This window comes from Leeuwenhoekiella blandensis MED217, assembly GCF_000152985.1.
Lineage (GTDB): Bacteria > Bacteroidota > Bacteroidia > Flavobacteriales > Flavobacteriaceae > Leeuwenhoekiella > Leeuwenhoekiella blandensis.
The window spans coordinates 358,452-376,112 of record NZ_CH672395.1; the positions used below are offsets into that span (position 1 = coordinate 358,452).

The window sequence follows — 17,661 nt, forward strand, 5'->3', positions numbered from 1 at the left end:
TAATCGTTTCCTAATGATAAAAATTACAGACTTAGAGAAATACTACGCCACCGAAGAAGTGCGTACCATCGCCTTAAATAAATTGTCTTTTCAGGTTCAGGAAGGTGAATTTGTAGCCGTTATGGGACCTTCGGGTTGCGGTAAATCAACTTTACTTAACATCCTTGGTTTGCTGGACGATCCTGATGGAGGAAGTTTCATTTTCAACGGAATTGAAGTTGCCGGCTTTAATGAGCGCAAGCGTGCCGATTTGCGTAAGCACAACATCGGTTTTGTTTTTCAAAGCTTTAATCTCATTGACGAACTCACCGTTTTTGAAAATGTAGAGCTTCCGCTGATCTATACCGGCGTAAAACCTGCAGAACGTAAAAAGCGTGTGGACGAAGTACTTGAGAAAATGCAAATCATGCACCGTCGCAAACACTTTCCGCAGCAATTATCTGGAGGGCAGCAGCAACGTGTGGCCGTAGCACGCGCCGTGGTGAATAATCCTAAACTCATACTTGCCGATGAACCTACCGGAAATCTGGACAGCAGCAACGGTAATGAAGTAATGGACCTGCTTACCGAACTCAACGAAGCCGGGACGACGATCATTATGGTTACACATAGTGAGCACGATGCCAAATACAGCCACCGCATCATCAGGATGCTCGACGGTCAAAAAGTAACCGAAAATGTATTGACCGAGTATAAAAGCAAAACACTAGAAGTTTAAAATTCCTTACGGGGATTCATTCATCAATCGGCAGCTGCCGAAAATCAATCAATTAAACGGGACTTCATCACTCCCTATATAGTATCAGTTATGCTTAAAAACTATTTCAAAATCGCGTTTAGAAATCTGTGGAGACATAAAGGGTTTTCCATTTTAAATATTGGGGGTCTGGCTGTAGGTATGGCTGCGGCGTTTTTAATTATGCTATACGTAGGTTTTGAACTGAGTTATGATACGATGTTTCCTAAAAAGGAGCGTATTTATATGTTGGTAAGCGATATAAAAACACCTTCAGATTCGTATCAAATACCGGTAATAGACTGGAGTGTCCTTGAAAAAATCACTCCGCGTTTTCCTGAAATCGAAACCTCTACCCGAATTATGGATCTGAGTTTGAGTATTCAAAAAGGGACTGAAAATTTTCAGGAAAAGCGATCGCTGGCAGCCGACTCGACCTTCTTTCAAATATTTGGAATAAAGCTTTTAAAAGGAAATCCTAATGAGGCGCTTCGGGCACCATTAAGTCTGGTATTGAGCGAGACCGGTGCCAGGAAATATTTTGGATCAGAAAATCCGATAGGCAAACGTTTAAAAATTATGAACGGGGAGTATACGGCGCAAGTCACCGGAGTCATGGAAGATCTTCCACATAATACGCAAATTGAAGCAGATTATTTACTCTCAATTTCCACCTACACTCAAATTATAGATCCTTCACTGGATACTTCTTGGGCAAACTACGAGCCCAGAGGCTACGTACTTTTAGCAGAGAATACCAATACAGAGAATTTGGTTTCCAAAATCAATACGTATCTCGATGAGGTCGATGGTGATAAGATGAAGGCAGCCAACCTATTTGTAAAACAAGACCTGGAGCTTATTACAGACGTCTACCTTCATTCTACGCGTATTGGTAACGGAAGTCCTAACATCGGCAAGGTTTATATTTTTAGCTTGATCGCAGTTTTTATTCTGCTTATCGCAGGAATTAATTTTATCAATCTTACCACAGCGAGATCAGTCGAGCGCGCAAAAGAGGTAGGCATCAGGAAAGTCGTAGGCGCTCAAAAAAAGCAGCTGATGCTGCAATTTGTAGGAGAGTCTCTTATTGTAACCTTATTGGCCTTTTTCTTGGGAATTGCAATCGCCACGCTGGCTTTGCCTTATTTTAATGCTCTTGCCGGTCAAACCGTAGCTAGTGGCATATTTATCAATTGGTCGTATATCGCATTGTTTTTTGGGATTGCGTTGGCCATGGGCTTGGCGGCAGGAACCTATCCCGCATTGGTGCTTTCTTCCTTTAGACCCGTGAGTGTACTTAAGGGGAAATTTTCAACTACGCGTAGTGGCGCATTCCTGAGAAAAGGGCTTGTGGTAGGCCAATTTTCGCTTTCGATTGTGTTGATAATTGGAACGCTGGTGATGTACAATCAAATGCATTTTATGCAAAATCAAGATTTAGGTTTTGTTAAAGATCGTTTACTTATTCTGGATACAGACAACGATCCAAAGCAACAATTGCTTAGTGATCATTTGAAAACGAATCCCAATATAATTTCGATAGGTAAAGCTTCAACTGTTCCCGGTGGCGGTGGTAACAAAAGCTCTGCTTTATCCCTTATGGAAAACAGTCAGGGACAGGATCAGACCCTCACAGCAGACCGCTATATTATTGATGAAAATTATCTAGATCAATTAGATATAAAGTTATTGGCCGGTAGAAATTTTTCAAGAGAACTTGCCAGCGACAGTACCCAAGCTATTATTGTAAACGAAAAAGTAGTTGATCTTCTGGGCTATGCAAATGCCGAGGAGGCTATTGGAGCTTCATTTGATCAATGGGGTAGAAACGGTCAAATTATAGGTGTTGTTGAAAATTTTCATGCTGAATCTTTAAAGAGGGAAATAGGCCCGCTAAGTTTTGTGTTTGACCCTAAACAGTCCAGATTATTGACGCTTAAAGTCGCTGCGACTGATTTATCTAGAACCCTAAATTTTGTTGAAGATTCTTGGAAGCAATTTTTGCCCAATACTCGCTTTGAGTATTATTTTCTCGACGAGTTTTTTGATAGACAATATCGCTCCGAACAACGCTTCAACAATCTCTTTTTGAGTTTTGCAGTTTTAGCCATTTTCATCTCTTGCCTGGGACTTTTAGGGCTAGCTTCTTACAGCACTAAACAGCGTCGACGCGAGATAGGCATACGTAAAATAGTAGGAGCCAGTGTTCCCGGGATCGTCAATTTGCTTTCAAAAGAATTTATAAAGCTGGTTGGAATTGCATTTCTAATAGCGGTTCCGGTGGCTTGGTTTGGTATGCATAAGTGGTTACAGGACTTTGCTTACAGGATAGAATTGTCTTGGTGGATTTTTGCTCTGGCAGGTTTGCTCGCTATTGGTATTGCAATGCTCACCGTAAGTTTTCAAGCCATCAAGGCGGCAATCGCAAATCCTGTAAAGGCTATTCGAACAGAATAACATCAATCAATCAAAACATTCAGTTATGCTTAAAAACTATTTCAAAATCGCCTGGCGGAATCTCAAAAAGGACAAATCCCTGTTCTTTTTGAATAGCAGTGGTCTTGCCATAGGGATTGCCAGTTGCTTAATGATCTCGCTTTACGTTTGGGACGAGTTGAGCTACGAGCAGTCTTTTGATAATGCAGATCGTATAGCGCGTGTCGTGCTTCGCGGAAATGTAAACGGAGAAGAACTCAAAGAAGCCATGGTTGCTGCGCCGGTGGCCAAATCTTTTAAGGCAGATTTTCCGCAAGTGAAAAATGCTACGCGACTGAGTATGGTCTACAATCCGCAGGTACAGTACAAGAATACCAGCTATGAAGAGTTGAAAGCCGCTTTTGTAGATCCTAATTTCTTTGAAATATTCCACTTGAATTTCCTCAAAGGAAATCCTGAAACTGCGCTTGAAAACCGCAACAGCATTGTACTTACCGCATCTGAAGCTAAAAAGTATTTTGGTACAGGAAATCCTATCGGGAAACGTGTGTACTTTCAGGATATTGAAGAAGCGCTCGAAGTAACCGCGGTGCTCGAGGATCTTCCGCAAAACACCCATCTGCAGTTTGATGTCTTTATACCTATGCAGCACAATACACGCAGCACATCAAATTCGTGGGTAACCTCAGGTTTTGCGACCTATCTAGAGCTTCAGCCGGAGACCGATTTGGCACAGCTGGAAGCACAAATTCCTGCGCTTTTAGAAAAATATATAGGAGATCAGGTCAAGCAGGCTATCGGGATTTCTTATGAAGAATTTCAGCAGAACAACAAATTAGGTTTGTTTTTACAGCCGCTCACTGATATTCACTTACACTCAGATTTTAGTCCGAATACCGAGCTGTCTCCCACGGGAGATATCAAATACGTCTATATTTTTAGTGCGATCGCGTTATTTATGTTGTTGATCGCCTGCGTTAATTTTATGAATCTCGCTACAGCAACCGCAACAAAGCGTAGCAGAGAGGTGGGCATTCGTAAAGTCTTGGGTTCGGCCAAAAAGCAATTGATCACGCAGTTTTTAACCGAATCTATACTTACTACAACTTTTGCAACGCTTCTGGCGATAGGCATCATCGTCTTGCTTTTACCGGCGTTCAATACGCTGGCCGGAAAAGAACTTGCGCTGCTTGATTTTATTTCGGTTCAAAATGTGTTACTGCTTGTGGTTTTCATCATGGGCATAAGTCTTTTTGCAGGGGCGTATCCGGCATTTGTGTTGTCTGGTTTTAAACCGCTGGCGGCCATCACTAATAAAATTACGCGTAGCGGTCGCAGCACAAGTTTGAGAAGCGGGATGGTGATCTTTCAATTTGTGATTTCGGCTTCTTTGATTCTTGCTACGATCGTGGTATATAAACAGATGCAATTCATTCAGCATAAAAAATTAGGCTATGAGAAAGGCCAGGTGATCGTGTTGAGAGATGCCTATAAAATGGGATCAGAACGTGTAAACGCTTATAAAGAAGAGTTGCTTCAAAACCCCGGAATTGCCAGTATAAGCAGATCGGCTTTTGTTCCTGCGGGAGAAACAGACAATCATTTGCGCGGAATTTTTAAGAATAACACTTACCTGAGAAAATTCTTCTTTTACGATGTAGATGAGCAGTATATCCCCACGTTGGGATTGGAATTGATTGAAGGACGCAATTTTTCTACAGAATTAAAAAATGAATCTGATAAAGTGATCCTGAATGAGCAGGCAGCTAAAATTTTAGGGTTGGGAGAGAATCCTATAGGAGCAACTTTTGAACGTGCGGCTGATACTGAAAATGAACGCCTGACGGTTATAGGGATCATTAAAGATTTTCATTTTAAGTCCTTGCATAGCGAGATCGATCCTTTGGTCTTGGCGTACAATCCTTACGGCGGTCTGATCGTAAAAACCAAGAATGCCGACGTCGCGGGAGTTCTCGATTTTGCTGAAGAAAAATGGGCAACATTCAATCCTGAACAAGCTTTTACCTATTCGTTCTTAGAAGATTCATTTGAGGAAACTTATCGCAAAGAAGAGAAAAAGGGAGTGATTCTAAGCATCTTCACGATGCTAACCATTTTTGTGGCCTGTCTGGGCTTGTTTGGTCTGATCACCTTTGCCACCGAACAGCGTTTTAAAGAAATCGGAATTCGAAAAGTGCTGGGCGCGAGCGTTACAGAAATAGTAGGCTTGCTCGCTAAAGACTTTATCAAGTTGGTAGCCATTGCCTTTCTGATTGCGTTCCCCATAGGCTATTATTTAATGCAAAAATGGCTGCAGGATTTTGCATATCGCGTGGATCTAGAGTTGGGGCAATTTGTGCTAGCGGCTTGTATCACACTTTTTATAGCAATGGCTACGATCAGTTTTAAGAGTATAAAAGCTGCACTTCAAAATCCAACCCAATCGCTAAAAACGGAATAGGAAAACAAGCAACAGAAAACGAACACAAATGTTTAGAAATTATATCAAAATCGCCTGGCGAAGTCTCCGTAAGAATACGTTGACGAGTTCATTAAGTCTTGCAGGCTTGGTTGTAGGCGTTATAAGTTTTTTGCTCCTCGGAACTTATATTTTAAATGAATTGCGGTATGACCGTTTTAATGAGAAGGCAGATCGTATCGTATATGTAAACTATAGCTATAAGTCTCCTTCTGATGCAGAAGCTACCATTTCACGCTACACGCCAACTGCAGTTGCTCCCGTAGCCAAGCGGGAATTTTTTGAAGTAGAAGATGCGGTGCGTGTTTATAAATATGATCGTCGGGAGGTTGAAATAGATGGTAAGAATTTCACTGAAAGGAATATGATTCTTGCAGATGCATCCATTCTTAATATTTTCAGTTTTGATTTTTTAAATGGTAATTCTAAGTCAGCTCTAAACAAGCCTAATGCTGTAATACTTACTCAAACCACTGCTACCCGATATTTTGGAGCTCAACCGGCTTTAGGAAAGTCAGTTGTTATTAATGATAATGTATGGGAAGTAACCGGAGTGATTGAAGATAACTTACCGTATTCTTCGCTTCAATTTGACTTGTTGGGATCTTATCAATCAAGTAAGCGTGCTGAACGGGAAATCTGGAATTCAGCAAACGATCATTCTTATTTGCTGCTGAAAGATGCACAACAACGTACACAGGTAGAGCAAAAGTTTAATGCCTTTGTTCAAAAGGAATTTGAGGAAGATTTTCAGGCTGGTTTTAAGATGCACTTTGACTTTGTTCCACTTAATGAAGATCATCTTTCGGCTGAAGCATCAGGTAATTTGAAAACCTATTTATTCATTTTGGGAGCATTAGCAGTGTTGTTACTTACAATAGCGGCAATAAATTTCACCAATTTAATGACAGCAAAATCTGTTGAGCGTCTTAGAGAAATAGGTGTGCGTAAAGTGATGGGTGCTCCGCGTAAAAGCTTAATTGCTCAATTTTTAACCGAAGCAGGGGTTATAATTGTTTTGGCTATCATGATAGGTACGTTGGGAGCACTCGCATTGCTACCCACATTTAATAATCTGACAGGATTAAATATAAGTCTTGCTAGTTGGGATTGGTCATACTTCGTAATCACTCTGGTAGTTCTGCTTTGCAGTACTACACTATTAGCAGGAGGTTGGCCTGCACTTATTTTATCGAGGTTCAAACCAGCAACTGCCTTAAAGAATAACACCTCCTCCCTGAGCAAAAGCGGTAGTGTTAGAAAGTTGCTAATTGTCTTTCAGTTTACGGTTTCCGTAGTTTTTATCATTGGTACTTTGGTAGCAAAAAGGCAACTTGATTACATTAAAGATACCGATACAGGTCTTGATCGATCTAATGTTGTTGTTGTCGATGCTAACGGAATGTCTCAACAAACGGTAGAGTCTTTTAAAAATGCATTATTGGCCTCGCAGTCCATATCAAACGTCACGACATCTTCTCATACTCCGGTAGATATGCAAGGCGGGTACAGTATTCAGGTTAATGGCCAAGAAAGCGGGATTTCAATAACTGCAGCACCTGTAGATAAAGACTATGTTACCACATTGGATATGCACGTAATCGCAGGGTCCAATTTTAATGAAACCGATAAAATGCAAGTGAAAGTTGCTTCTGAAGAACGTACTTATGCTTTTATGTTGAATGAAACAGCAGCAAATAAATTAGGATTTACTCCAGAAGAAGCTATAGGAAAGGCAGTAAATCTTAATGGAAGGGCTGGATATGTCAAAGGTGTTCTGCAAGATTTTAATTTTGTATCACTACATCAAAAGATCACTCCGGTAGCACTTTTTGCAGAGTATGACTGGTCTGCTAAAGTTCTAATTAAGGTACAAGGGAATACAGCTCAGGCCCTTTCAGAAATTCAACAGGTATGGAAAGCGTTTAAACCTGATAGTGCGATCACGTATTCCTTCTTAGATCAAGATTATCAAAATCTTTATGAAAGTGAACAGCGCACTGCGAAGATTCTGAATGTTTTTGCCGCAATAACCATTTTGATTTCTTGCTTAGGTTTGTTTGGACTTTCAGTTTTTATGGCAGCACAGCGAAAAAAGGAAATAGGCATACGTAAAGTTCTTGGTGCTTCTATCGCTCAAATCACCTACTTGTTGTCTATCAGCTTTTTGAAACTTATTGTGATTGCGCTTTGTGTCGCAATGCCTCTAGCATGGTATATAACTACAACCTGGTTACAGGATTTTGCCTATAAAATTTCAGATCCTTATGAACTCTATTTCTTAGCGGGAGGTATTGCGATCACTATTGCATTGTTGACCCTGAGCATTCAAGCCATAAAAGCAGCAATAGCAAATCCCGTAAAATCACTGCGTACAGAATAATAATTAGAATAGCAATAACAATAATATGTTTAGAAACTATATCAAAATCGCTTGGCGGAATCTTCTTAAAAACAGCACTTATTCGCTAATCAATATTATTGGGTTAACGATTGGATTAGCAGCCTGTCTAGCCGTAACCACTGTGGTGATCGATGAATCATCGTATGATAGCTTTTGGACCAAAAAAGACCAGATTTTTAGGCTGAATACTATAACTACTCGGGATGGAGAACTTTTAGAAAAAGGAGATTATGCATTATCAGGAACTAATATCGCTTTAAAAGATTTCCCGGATGTGGAGGCGATTACCACCATCGAACAATTTGACACCAATTTTAGTTTTAGAAATATTCGGGGTGAAGGCACAAAAACCAAGGTGATCTACACCAACCCTTCATTTCTGGAGATGTTTGATATTGAGATCACTTCAGGGAATCCTGAAAATTTGGTTGAAGGAACTCTAAATATTATCATTTCAGAATCCTTGGTAAAAAGATTTTTTAACGGTAGAAACCCGGTTGGAGAGACCATTAAAGATCTGCCTTCTTACAGCAATGAGCCTAACGAGTATCTTATCACGGGGATTTTCAAAGATATTCCGGAAAATACACATCTAAGAGGGCAGGTGATATATCTGCATAAACCCAGAACAGAGGTACTTAATAAAAAGCAGTTTGGATTTTTTCAAACCTATTATGTAAGTCTGAAAAACGATGTGGATAAAACAACCTTTGAAGCGAAATATAATAATTGGTATTCAAATTATACCGAAGTGGAACATCCAGATAAATTTGAGTTACAGCCTTTACAAGATATTTATCTAAGATCTGATTTTGCTGGCAACCAGATTTACAAAGGAAGTGCTCAGAAACTTTATATTCTAGGTGCGATAGCGATTTTATTATTGGTTATCGCCTGCATCAATTATGTCAACCTAACTACAGCCAGAGCTTCTCACAAAATGCAGGAGACTGGTGTTAGAAAGGTTTTAGGAGCAGATCGGTTTCAGCTTATATCTCAATATTTGGCAGAGTCTGGATTGTTTTTTCTTATTTCTGGCATTCTTGCTTTTGCGATCTATCAGCTGAGTTTACCAGGCATCGTAAGTTATATCGATCATCCTTTGGCGCTTACTTTTAGCAATTCTGCGTTATTATTTTTAGGTGCCATTGCATCGATTTTCGCCTTAAGTGTTCTAACGGGCTTATATCCTGCGCTGTTGATCTCAAGAATAAATCCTTTGGCTTCATTGCGCAAGAAATTTAGATCTAATGCTACAGGCCAAACTCAGTTTGTGAGAAAAGGGCTTGTGGTCTTTCAGTTTTCAATATCACTGGTTGTACTCATCGCTATGATCGTGGTAAACCAACAAGTAACACTTTTAAAATCTAAAGATATTGGGTTCGATGCTTCCAATCTTTTAAGCATTAAATATTCGACTTGGCAGAATAAAGGCGAGAGTTTTAAAAACGAATTACTTAAAAGTCCGTTTGTAGAAAATGCGAGTATTTCTTCCTGGATTCCATCTGGTGGAGGCGGAAGTATGAATCGAAGAATTGAAAATCCGGACAAAACTGGTGATGAAGTGGAGATCTGGTATATGTTCGCCGATACCGACCTAGCTGAAACTTTAGGGCTGGAAATTGAAAAAGGAAGATTTTTGAGCAATGATTTTGGCGGTGATGCCCTGCCACAAAGCTTTTATATTGAAATGGATTCGGTCAAAAAAGCTGAGTTGGAGAAAAGACCATCTCTAATTACCGCTCAGGCTGCAAGACTTTTAAAAGTTGATCAATTAAATGTCGCTAACAAAGATTTGGAAGTAACGCCTGTTGGTATTGTAAGCAATTTTAATAATGAAAATCTTAGAACCAGCGCAAAACCAGTCGTGATTCAGGCTGATAAAAATCCAGATCGCGGAAGCCTACTCATGCGTATAAAACCCGGCTCTGAAGAAAAAGTTATAGCCAAAATCAACGAATTGTGGCAAGAGTTTTATCCTTACAAGCTTCTGGAAATCAATAATGTTTCAGACCTATTGCAAAAACAATACGAAGCTGAGACCAAACTTTTACAATTCTTCAGCTTTTTTAGTGCGCTTAGTTTATTTCTGGCGGCCCTTGGTGTTTTCGGTTTGATCGTTCAGGTAACCGAGCAGCGCGTAAAAGAAATAGGAATTCGGAAAGTGCTTGGCGCTTCGGTACAATCTATTGTGCTATTATTTTCTAAAGACTTTTTAAAAACCATTGCCGTAGCACTTTTTATCGCTATTCCAATTGGTTGGTATGCGATGCACGAATGGCTTCAGGATTATGCACATCGCATAGAAATAAAATGGTGGGTTTTTGGGCTTGCTGCTTCTGTAGTAACAGGTGTCGCTATGTTAACCGTAGGAATTCAATCGGCTAAAAAAGCAATTATCAATCCCGCAAAAAGCTTAAAAACGGAATAATTCATCAATCAAAAACGAACACAAATGCTTAAAAACTATATCAAAATCGCCTGGCGCAACATCTGGAAAAACAAACTTTTTTCAGCCATCAATGTCATCAGTCTGGCTATTGGGTTGAGTGCTTCGTTTGTGATCGGACTCATGGTGTATTATGATTTTAGCTTTGATACCTTTCACGAGGACGGCGATCGCATTTATCGTGTGGTAACCGATTTTGAAACGCCGCAAGGGAATTATAAAAACGGAGGGGTTACCCCGCCGATGCGTATCGCTGCTAAGGAGCAACTCACCGGTGTTGAGCAATCGGCTTATTTTTATAATTGGTGGATTTCTGAAGCTAAGGCCGAAGCAAACAAGCAAACCTTTAAAGATCCTGAACGTATAATTCTTACCGAAGCCAGCTATTTTGACATTTTTCAATACAAATGGATCGCCGGTTCTAAAGCAACGGCGCTGCAGCAACCCAACAGTGTCGTGTTAACCCGAAAGCGTGCTGAAGCATATTTTCCGAATATGCCTTTAGCAGCTGTAATGGGACAATCTTTGGTATATGATGGAACCATTTCAGCAACAGTTTCCGGGATTGTTGAAGATTTTGACAAGCGTACCGACTTACACTTTAATGAGTTCATTTCGCTAGAAACCGCAAAGCAAACCGAAAGCAGCGATCAGATTTTTGGTGATGATTGGGGAAACACCAATAATGCTTCGCAATTGTATATCAAGATCGCGCAGCAGAGTACGCCGGAGCAAATCAAAACGCAGTTGGCTACTTTGAGCGAAGCGCACGTTGATGCCGATATGCTCAAGTACAACAATAAGCGTACGTTCAATTTACAAGCCTTGTCTGATTTGCATTTTGATCACGAGTATGGCGCCTATGGCTATTCGGATTATGAAGCCGATAAAGGTATTTTGATAAGCTTGGTTTTTGTGGCGCTTTTCCTGTTGCTTTTAGGCAGCATCAATTTTATCAATTTGAATACCGCTCAAGCAGCGAGTCGTGCTAAAGAAATTGGAGTGCGCAAAACCATGGGCAGCTCTAAACGTCAATTGGTGCTTCAGTTTTTAGGCGAAACCTTTCTGCTCACGCTTATAGCCGCTTTATGTTCTGTTGTTTTCTGCGTCTTAGCGCTTAAGGCTTTTGATAGTTTTATGGCTGAAGGAATTGAGCTGAGTCTTATGCTGACTCCTTGGTTTGCGGCACTAGTTGTCGTGCTTGTTATTGTGATCACATTATTGTCGGGTTTCTATCCCGGAGTCGTGTTGTCCCGTTTTAAACCGGCACGCGTGCTTAAAGGAAGCGTTTCGAGCAGCAAAGAAAAGGGCGTTTTGCGTCAGGTGTTAACCGTTTCTCAGTTTGCGATTGCACAGGTTTTTGTGATCGCCACACTCCTTGTAGGAAAGCAAATCTATTATATGATGCATCAGGATTTAGGGTTTAATACCGAGGCTGTTGCTTACCTGCAAACGCCATGGGATGATTTTTCAATAGACAAACGGCTTGTTTTAGAACAGGAATTGAAGCGTATTCCTGAAATTCAAAACGTGAGTCTGGGGGGTATGCCGCCTGCTTCATTCAATATGGCGACTCGAATGGGGATTTTTAAAAAAGACGGTCAGGAGCTTATTCAGGAACTACAAATTCTGAATGGTGATACCGAATACCTAAAGCTTTATGATATCGAATTGCTTGCCGGAAGACCAGCACTTAATGATACCATCGAAGAATATGTGATCAATGAAACCGGAATGCGTGCTTTTGGTTTTAAAGATCCTGAGAAAATTGTAGGGCAATATCTTGAACTCAATTCGCATCAACGATTGATCGTTGGAGTGATGCAGGATTTTAATCAGCGCTCGCTTAAAGATAAAGTGATGCCGCTGATGCTTACCGGAGATACCAGCCGAGATCGCCGTACCAATTTTAGAACACTGCACGTCAAACTTACCGGTGCATCTTCCGGTTGGCAAAATACCATTGCAAAAGTAGAGCAGCTTTATCAAGAGGTGTATCCCGGAGAGGAGTTTAGGCTCTCGTTTGTAGACGAGAGCATTTCAAAATTTTATAAGCAAGAGCAGCGTATTGCAACCTTACTCAACTGGGCGACCGGTCTTGCGGTGCTCATTAGTTGTTTAGGATTGTTGGGGCTGGTAATTCACACCACCTCACGACGCACCAAAGAAATTGGGATTCGCAAAGTGTTGGGAGCTTCCATTCTTCAAATCAATGCCTTGCTGTGTACCGACTTTTTAAAACTAGTCATCGTAGCCTATGTGATCGCGCTGCCCATTGCCTGGTGGGGATTACATCAGTGGCTCGAAGATTATGCCTATAAAACCGAAATGAGCTGGTGGGTGTTTGCCTTAAGCGGATTAGGGATGATGCTGCTTGCAGTACTCATTATGAGTTTTAAAACGCTGAAAGCCGCAATTGCCAATCCCGTAAAAGCACTGAGAACCGAATAATTCATCAATCAAAATCAATCCTTATGTTAAAGAATTATATCAAAATCGCCCTACGGAATTTATGGAAGGATAAAACCTTCAGTATACTGAATCTTGTAGGTTTGAGTACGGCCTTTGCGGTGGCCGTTCTCTTGGGAATGTATGCCTTTTTCGAACTTTCGTACGACGGGTTTCATCAAAATAATGCATCCTTATATCAGGTGTATTCCACAGAACAAACGCCCGAAGGGATCGTGTCAAGCGTTCCTAAATCGGTGCCTTTTACTCCGGCCTTACAAGAAGAAGTACCGGGAATCGCCCAAAGCACACGAGTTAACGGTAAAGGCGTTTTGGTCATAGCCGGTGATAAGGAATTGCGTATGAGTGCTGCCTACGTAGATCCTGATTTTTTCTCGATGTTTAGTTTTCCTGTACTTCGCGGAGTTGAAACGCAACCCACAAAAGACTTGAGTACTGTAACGCTAACGGAGCACGCGGCAGAACGTATTTTTGGCAAAGAAAGCGCCTTAGGTAAAACCCTGCGCGTCATCACCGAAGGAGAAGAGAAATTATTTACAGTAAATGCAATTACAGCAGATTTCCCCGATCAGAGCAGTATAAAGTTTGACTTAGCTTTAGATTTCAGTAATCAGGCTTCGTTCTCTTATGCGAGTATTAAAGACGATTGGAGTAAAGAGAATCACGAGGTTTTTGTACAGCTAGAGCAGGGGGTCACTCCGCAACAATTTGAGCAGGCAACCGCTCCGTTCACACAATTGCATTATAAAGAAGATCTAGAAGCCGCCAAGCGCGATGGAGCACAGCCCGATCAAAACGGAAACTACAAACAAATACGCTTACTGCCTTTTCAAGACCGAGCCTATGCCAATTTTGATTACGGAATCGCGCACGTAGATAAAGCGATGCCGTATTTGGTGCTAGGTGTGGGCTTTTTGATCTTGTTTATCGCTTGTGTGAATTTCATCAATATGAGTATTGCAAAAAGCACACAGCGTTTACGGGAAATAGGGATGCGTAAAACCTTAGGCGCCGGCAAAGCACAACTGTTTTTTCAGTTTTGGGGTGAAAGCATTTTTATTTTTTTGGGTGCTGCAATTTTAGGAGGTGCATTGGCGGCCGCTTTTTCAGATTCTTTTAAAACCTTGTTTTCAACTCGGGCTACTTTTGAAGCTGTTTTTAGTATTAAAGTGCTTTTAGGTTTTATACTGGTCTTTATGGTGATCACGTTGATTGCCGGTGGATATCCTGCACTGCTGCTTTCTAAATTAGGGACGCTTCAATCCTTAAAAGGAAAACTCAATCTCACGCGTAAAAATCGGGTGCGGGATGTGCTGATGGTCATTCAGTTTGGGATCGCGATTTTATTGATCAGTGGTACGTTTGTGCTTTGGCAACAAATCGATTTTATGCGGAATAAAAATCTGGGCTATAACAAAGAGCAAGTGATTTCAATACCGCTTAACGGAAAACGTTCTGATGCGCAGGTGATGCAATTACTACGGAATAAATTGCAGGCGTATCCTGAAATTTTAGACATCACGGCTTCTAATAACAGCTTGGGGCTGGGACGCGACGGAAGCTCCAGAACAAGCCAGATGGGATTTGAGTATAAAGGCCGTATGGTTACCACGCATATTTTGATGGTAGATTACGACTATCCTGAAACCTTAGATATGGAACTGGTTGCCGGCCGTAGTTTTAAAAGAGACTATGCTTCAGATAGTCTTGCGGTGTTGATCAATGAGCAAATGGCGGCCCAATTGCAGGAAAAGAATCCGTTGGAAACCCGGTTTATTATGGACGACAGCGTAGCTTACAATGTCGTAGGAGTGTTGAAAGATTACAACTTTCAGAAGCTTAACACTTCGGTGGCACCGCTCACGTTATTTTTAAAGCCCGACTGGAATATGCATTATGCTTATATAAAAGTGGCTCCTAATAAAGCGGCAACAGCACTTCCGCTTTTAGAAAAAGTTTGGGGCGAGATCGAGCCAAAGGCCGATTTTCTCGGGTCCTTTCTCGATGAGAATGTAGACCGCACGTTTAAAGCAGAAAAAAGAATGGCTACAATGATCACCAGCGGTTCGATCTTGGCGATTATCTTAAGTTGTATCGGGCTGTTTGCGATCTCCCTGCTCATCGTGGCGCAGCGTAAAAAAGAAATAGGTGTGCGCAAAGTGGTGGGAGCAAGCGTTCTTAGAATCACCCTGATGCTTTCTACCGACTTTTTAAAACTGGTTGCTGTAGGTTTTGCTATTGCTGTGCCGCTCGCGTGGTGGTTTGCTCATAATTGGTTGCAAGGTTATGCCAGTCATATTACGCTTAATATTTGGATTTTTATCGCAGCCGGAGCCGCGGCGTTATTGATCGCTTTACTCACGATCAGCTTTAGAACCATAAGGGCAGCTTCACAAAACCCTGTACGCTCTTTAAGAACCGAATAAGAACCCTAGAATAGAACTATAAATACATTATGCTTTTACAACTCAATCATATTTACAAGTGGGTCAAACAAGGAGGAAAACGTGTTTTCCTTTTAAATGACATCAGTCTTCAGGTAGAAGAAGGCGAATTTATCTCGATAATGGGACCTTCGGGCTCGGGGAAGTCAACTTTGCTCAACGTCATCGGGATGCTTGACGAATTTCAGGAAGGCGAATATAATTTCCTGGACGAGTCGGTACATACGCTTAAGGAAAAACACCGCTCTAAACTCTATAAAGAATACATTGGTTTTGTGTTTCAGGCCTATCATTTAATTGATGAATTGACGGTGTATGAAAACATAGAAACGCCGCTTTTGTACAAAAATGTCAAGTCTTCAGAGCGTAAAGCTTTGGTAGCAGACATGCTCGACCGGTTTAATATTGTAGGTAAAAAAGATCTTTTCCCCAGTCAGTTGAGCGGGGGGCAGCAACAGCTTGTGGGGATCGCGCGTGCCTTGATCGCAAAACCCAAACTCATTCTGGCAGATGAACCTACCGGGAATCTCAATTCGAAACAAGGTGAAGAAATCATGCAGCTTTTTAAAGAACTGAATCAAGAAGGGGTAACGATCATTCAGGCCACGCATTCTGAAGCGAATGCCGAATATGGCAACCGAATCATTCACCTTTTGGACGGAAGCAAAACCAAGGCCTAATCAACCTTTTTCCGATTATCAGAAAATTTAATCCTTGGGCTTGCTCAGGGCTGTTAGTTAAAATTCATCATCAATCAATTAAGTATGCTTATCAAATTGCTAAAGCACGCCTTTGTAGCTTGTGCTTGTGTTTATACGTTAAATGCACAAGAAACACAAAATATCAGTTTGCAAGCGTGTATAGAGATCGCACTGACTCATAACCTGGATTTAAAAGCTGCAGATCTACGCGCAGAAACCGAAACCATTCAGTTTAAGCAAAGCCGCAATGCGCTGCTTCCGTCAATAAATGCCAATTATAATTTGGGGTTGAGCAATGGCCGAAGTATCGACCCGTTCACCAACAGCTATGTGAATGAAGAGCTGACCTATTCTAACGCCGCACTCAGTATTAATACAACCCTATTTGACGGTTTTCGGATTTTAAATACACTGAAGCAAAACAGCCTCAATAAGGCTGCCGCCGAAATGGAAATCGAAGAAGCACGGCAGAATTTAGTGCTTGATGTAACCTTGAGTTTCCTTCAGGTGCTTAACTTTCGGGAGTTGGTAAAACTTGCCGAAACGCGCTTGATCACTTCTAAAGAGCAACTCAACCGACTTCATAAATTACAAGAAGAAGAAACCGGAGATCCTGTGGCCTATCACGATTTGCAAGGCCAAGTAGCTTTAGATCAAAGCGCTGTAAATGACGCAAAAAATAATCTGAACAATGCGCTTGCAGATCTAAAATTTCTGCTGAATACAGAGCGTCCTATCGAAGCTTCACAACTGGTGCTTTTGCTGAATCTTGAACCTCGATCAGATACTGCAGATGCAGTTTATGAGGCTGCGTTGCACAATTTAGCTGCTATCAAAGCAAAGGAATTGCGCGAGGAAGCAGCAGCAAAAGGCGTTGCAGTTGCTCGTGCTCAATATGCACCGCAAATCAGTTTGTTTGCAAATTTTGGTACCAACTATTCCAGCGCTGCGCGCCTGTTTGAAGACGCCGGGACGCAAACTGTGCAAACCGGAGATTTTGTGCGCCTTGACGGGACCGATTATGCTGTCTTTACACAAGAAGGTTTGTTTGAAGCCTCTCCCATTTCGTACACCGATCAGTTCAACAACAACCTGAATAGTGCCGCGGGTGTTTCGGTGAGCATTCCTATTTTTAATGGTTTTCAGGCAAAGAATGCTGTACAATTGCAAAAGGTAAATCGCGATCAGGCTTCGGTGATCCTGGAGCAGACGAAGCGTGCCTTAAAACAAAACATCACCCGTGCTTACAACGATCTGAATGCTGCATACTCAAATTATCAACTTTTAGAAGCGCAGGTTGAAGCCTATGAAGAGTCTTTTCGCATTAATGAAGTGAAATTCAATTTGGGTGTTTCTACCAGCGTGGCCTACATCACCAGTAAAAACAATCTTGATAATGCGCGGATTAATCTGACCAATGCGCGTTATGCTTATTTATTGACGTCTCGAATCTTAGATTATTATGGCGGAAGGATCGCTATGTGATGCTTCTAATTTACATTTCTGTCTTATTTTTAAGGTATGTGCAAGAAGCACTACA

9 protein-coding genes are annotated in these 17,661 nt (G+C 41.3%); all 9 read left to right on the forward strand.

Features of this window, described 5'->3' with window-relative positions; translation table 11 throughout:
- Nucleotides 1-13: 13 nt before the first annotated feature.
- The 9 genes from MED217_RS01550 (at nucleotide 14) to MED217_RS01590 (ending at nucleotide 17,606) form a co-directional block, all read left to right on the forward strand.
- Nucleotides 14-718 carry an ABC transporter ATP-binding protein gene (locus MED217_RS01550; RefSeq protein ID WP_009778714.1) on the forward strand — a complete coding sequence of 235 codons (705 nt, stop codon included), beginning with the start codon at nucleotides 14-16 and terminating at the stop codon, nucleotides 716-718.
- 90 nt (nucleotides 719-808) lie between these two features.
- A complete protein-coding gene (locus MED217_RS01555; RefSeq protein ID WP_009778715.1) occupies nucleotides 809-3,196 on the forward strand; it encodes an ABC transporter permease in 2,388 nt (795 codons plus the stop codon).
- 25 nt (nucleotides 3,197-3,221) lie between these two features.
- A complete protein-coding gene (locus tag MED217_RS01560; protein WP_009778716.1) occupies nucleotides 3,222-5,636 on the forward strand; it encodes an ABC transporter permease in 2,415 nt (804 codons plus the stop codon).
- A gap of 28 nt (nucleotides 5,637-5,664) precedes the next feature.
- The gene (locus MED217_RS01565) at nucleotides 5,665-8,037 is read left to right on the forward strand and encodes an FtsX-like permease family protein (RefSeq protein ID WP_009778717.1); all 2,373 of its coding nucleotides are present in this window, start codon (nucleotides 5,665-5,667) and stop codon (nucleotides 8,035-8,037) included.
- Between the two features lie 25 nt (nucleotides 8,038-8,062).
- Nucleotides 8,063-10,489, forward strand: coding sequence for an ABC transporter permease (locus MED217_RS01570; protein ID WP_009778718.1), 2,427 nt, complete (start codon nucleotides 8,063-8,065; stop codon nucleotides 10,487-10,489).
- A 24-nt stretch (nucleotides 10,490-10,513) separates the two neighbouring features.
- Nucleotides 10,514-12,958: an ABC transporter permease gene (locus MED217_RS01575; RefSeq protein ID WP_009778719.1), complete on the forward strand. Its 2,445-nt coding sequence runs from the start codon at nucleotides 10,514-10,516 to the stop codon at nucleotides 12,956-12,958.
- A gap of 23 nt (nucleotides 12,959-12,981) precedes the next feature.
- Nucleotides 12,982-15,402, forward strand: a complete 2,421-nt coding sequence (locus MED217_RS01580) for an FtsX-like permease family protein (RefSeq protein WP_009778720.1) — start codon at nucleotides 12,982-12,984, stop codon at nucleotides 15,400-15,402.
- Between the two features lie 29 nt (nucleotides 15,403-15,431).
- Complete coding sequence (locus MED217_RS01585; RefSeq protein ID WP_009778721.1) at nucleotides 15,432-16,100, forward strand: ABC transporter ATP-binding protein; 669 nt, start codon at nucleotides 15,432-15,434, stop codon at nucleotides 16,098-16,100.
- 84 nt (nucleotides 16,101-16,184) lie between these two features.
- The gene (locus MED217_RS01590) at nucleotides 16,185-17,606 is read left to right on the forward strand and encodes a TolC family protein (RefSeq protein ID WP_009778722.1); all 1,422 of its coding nucleotides are present in this window, start codon (nucleotides 16,185-16,187) and stop codon (nucleotides 17,604-17,606) included.
- Nucleotides 17,607-17,661 lie beyond the last annotated feature (55 nt).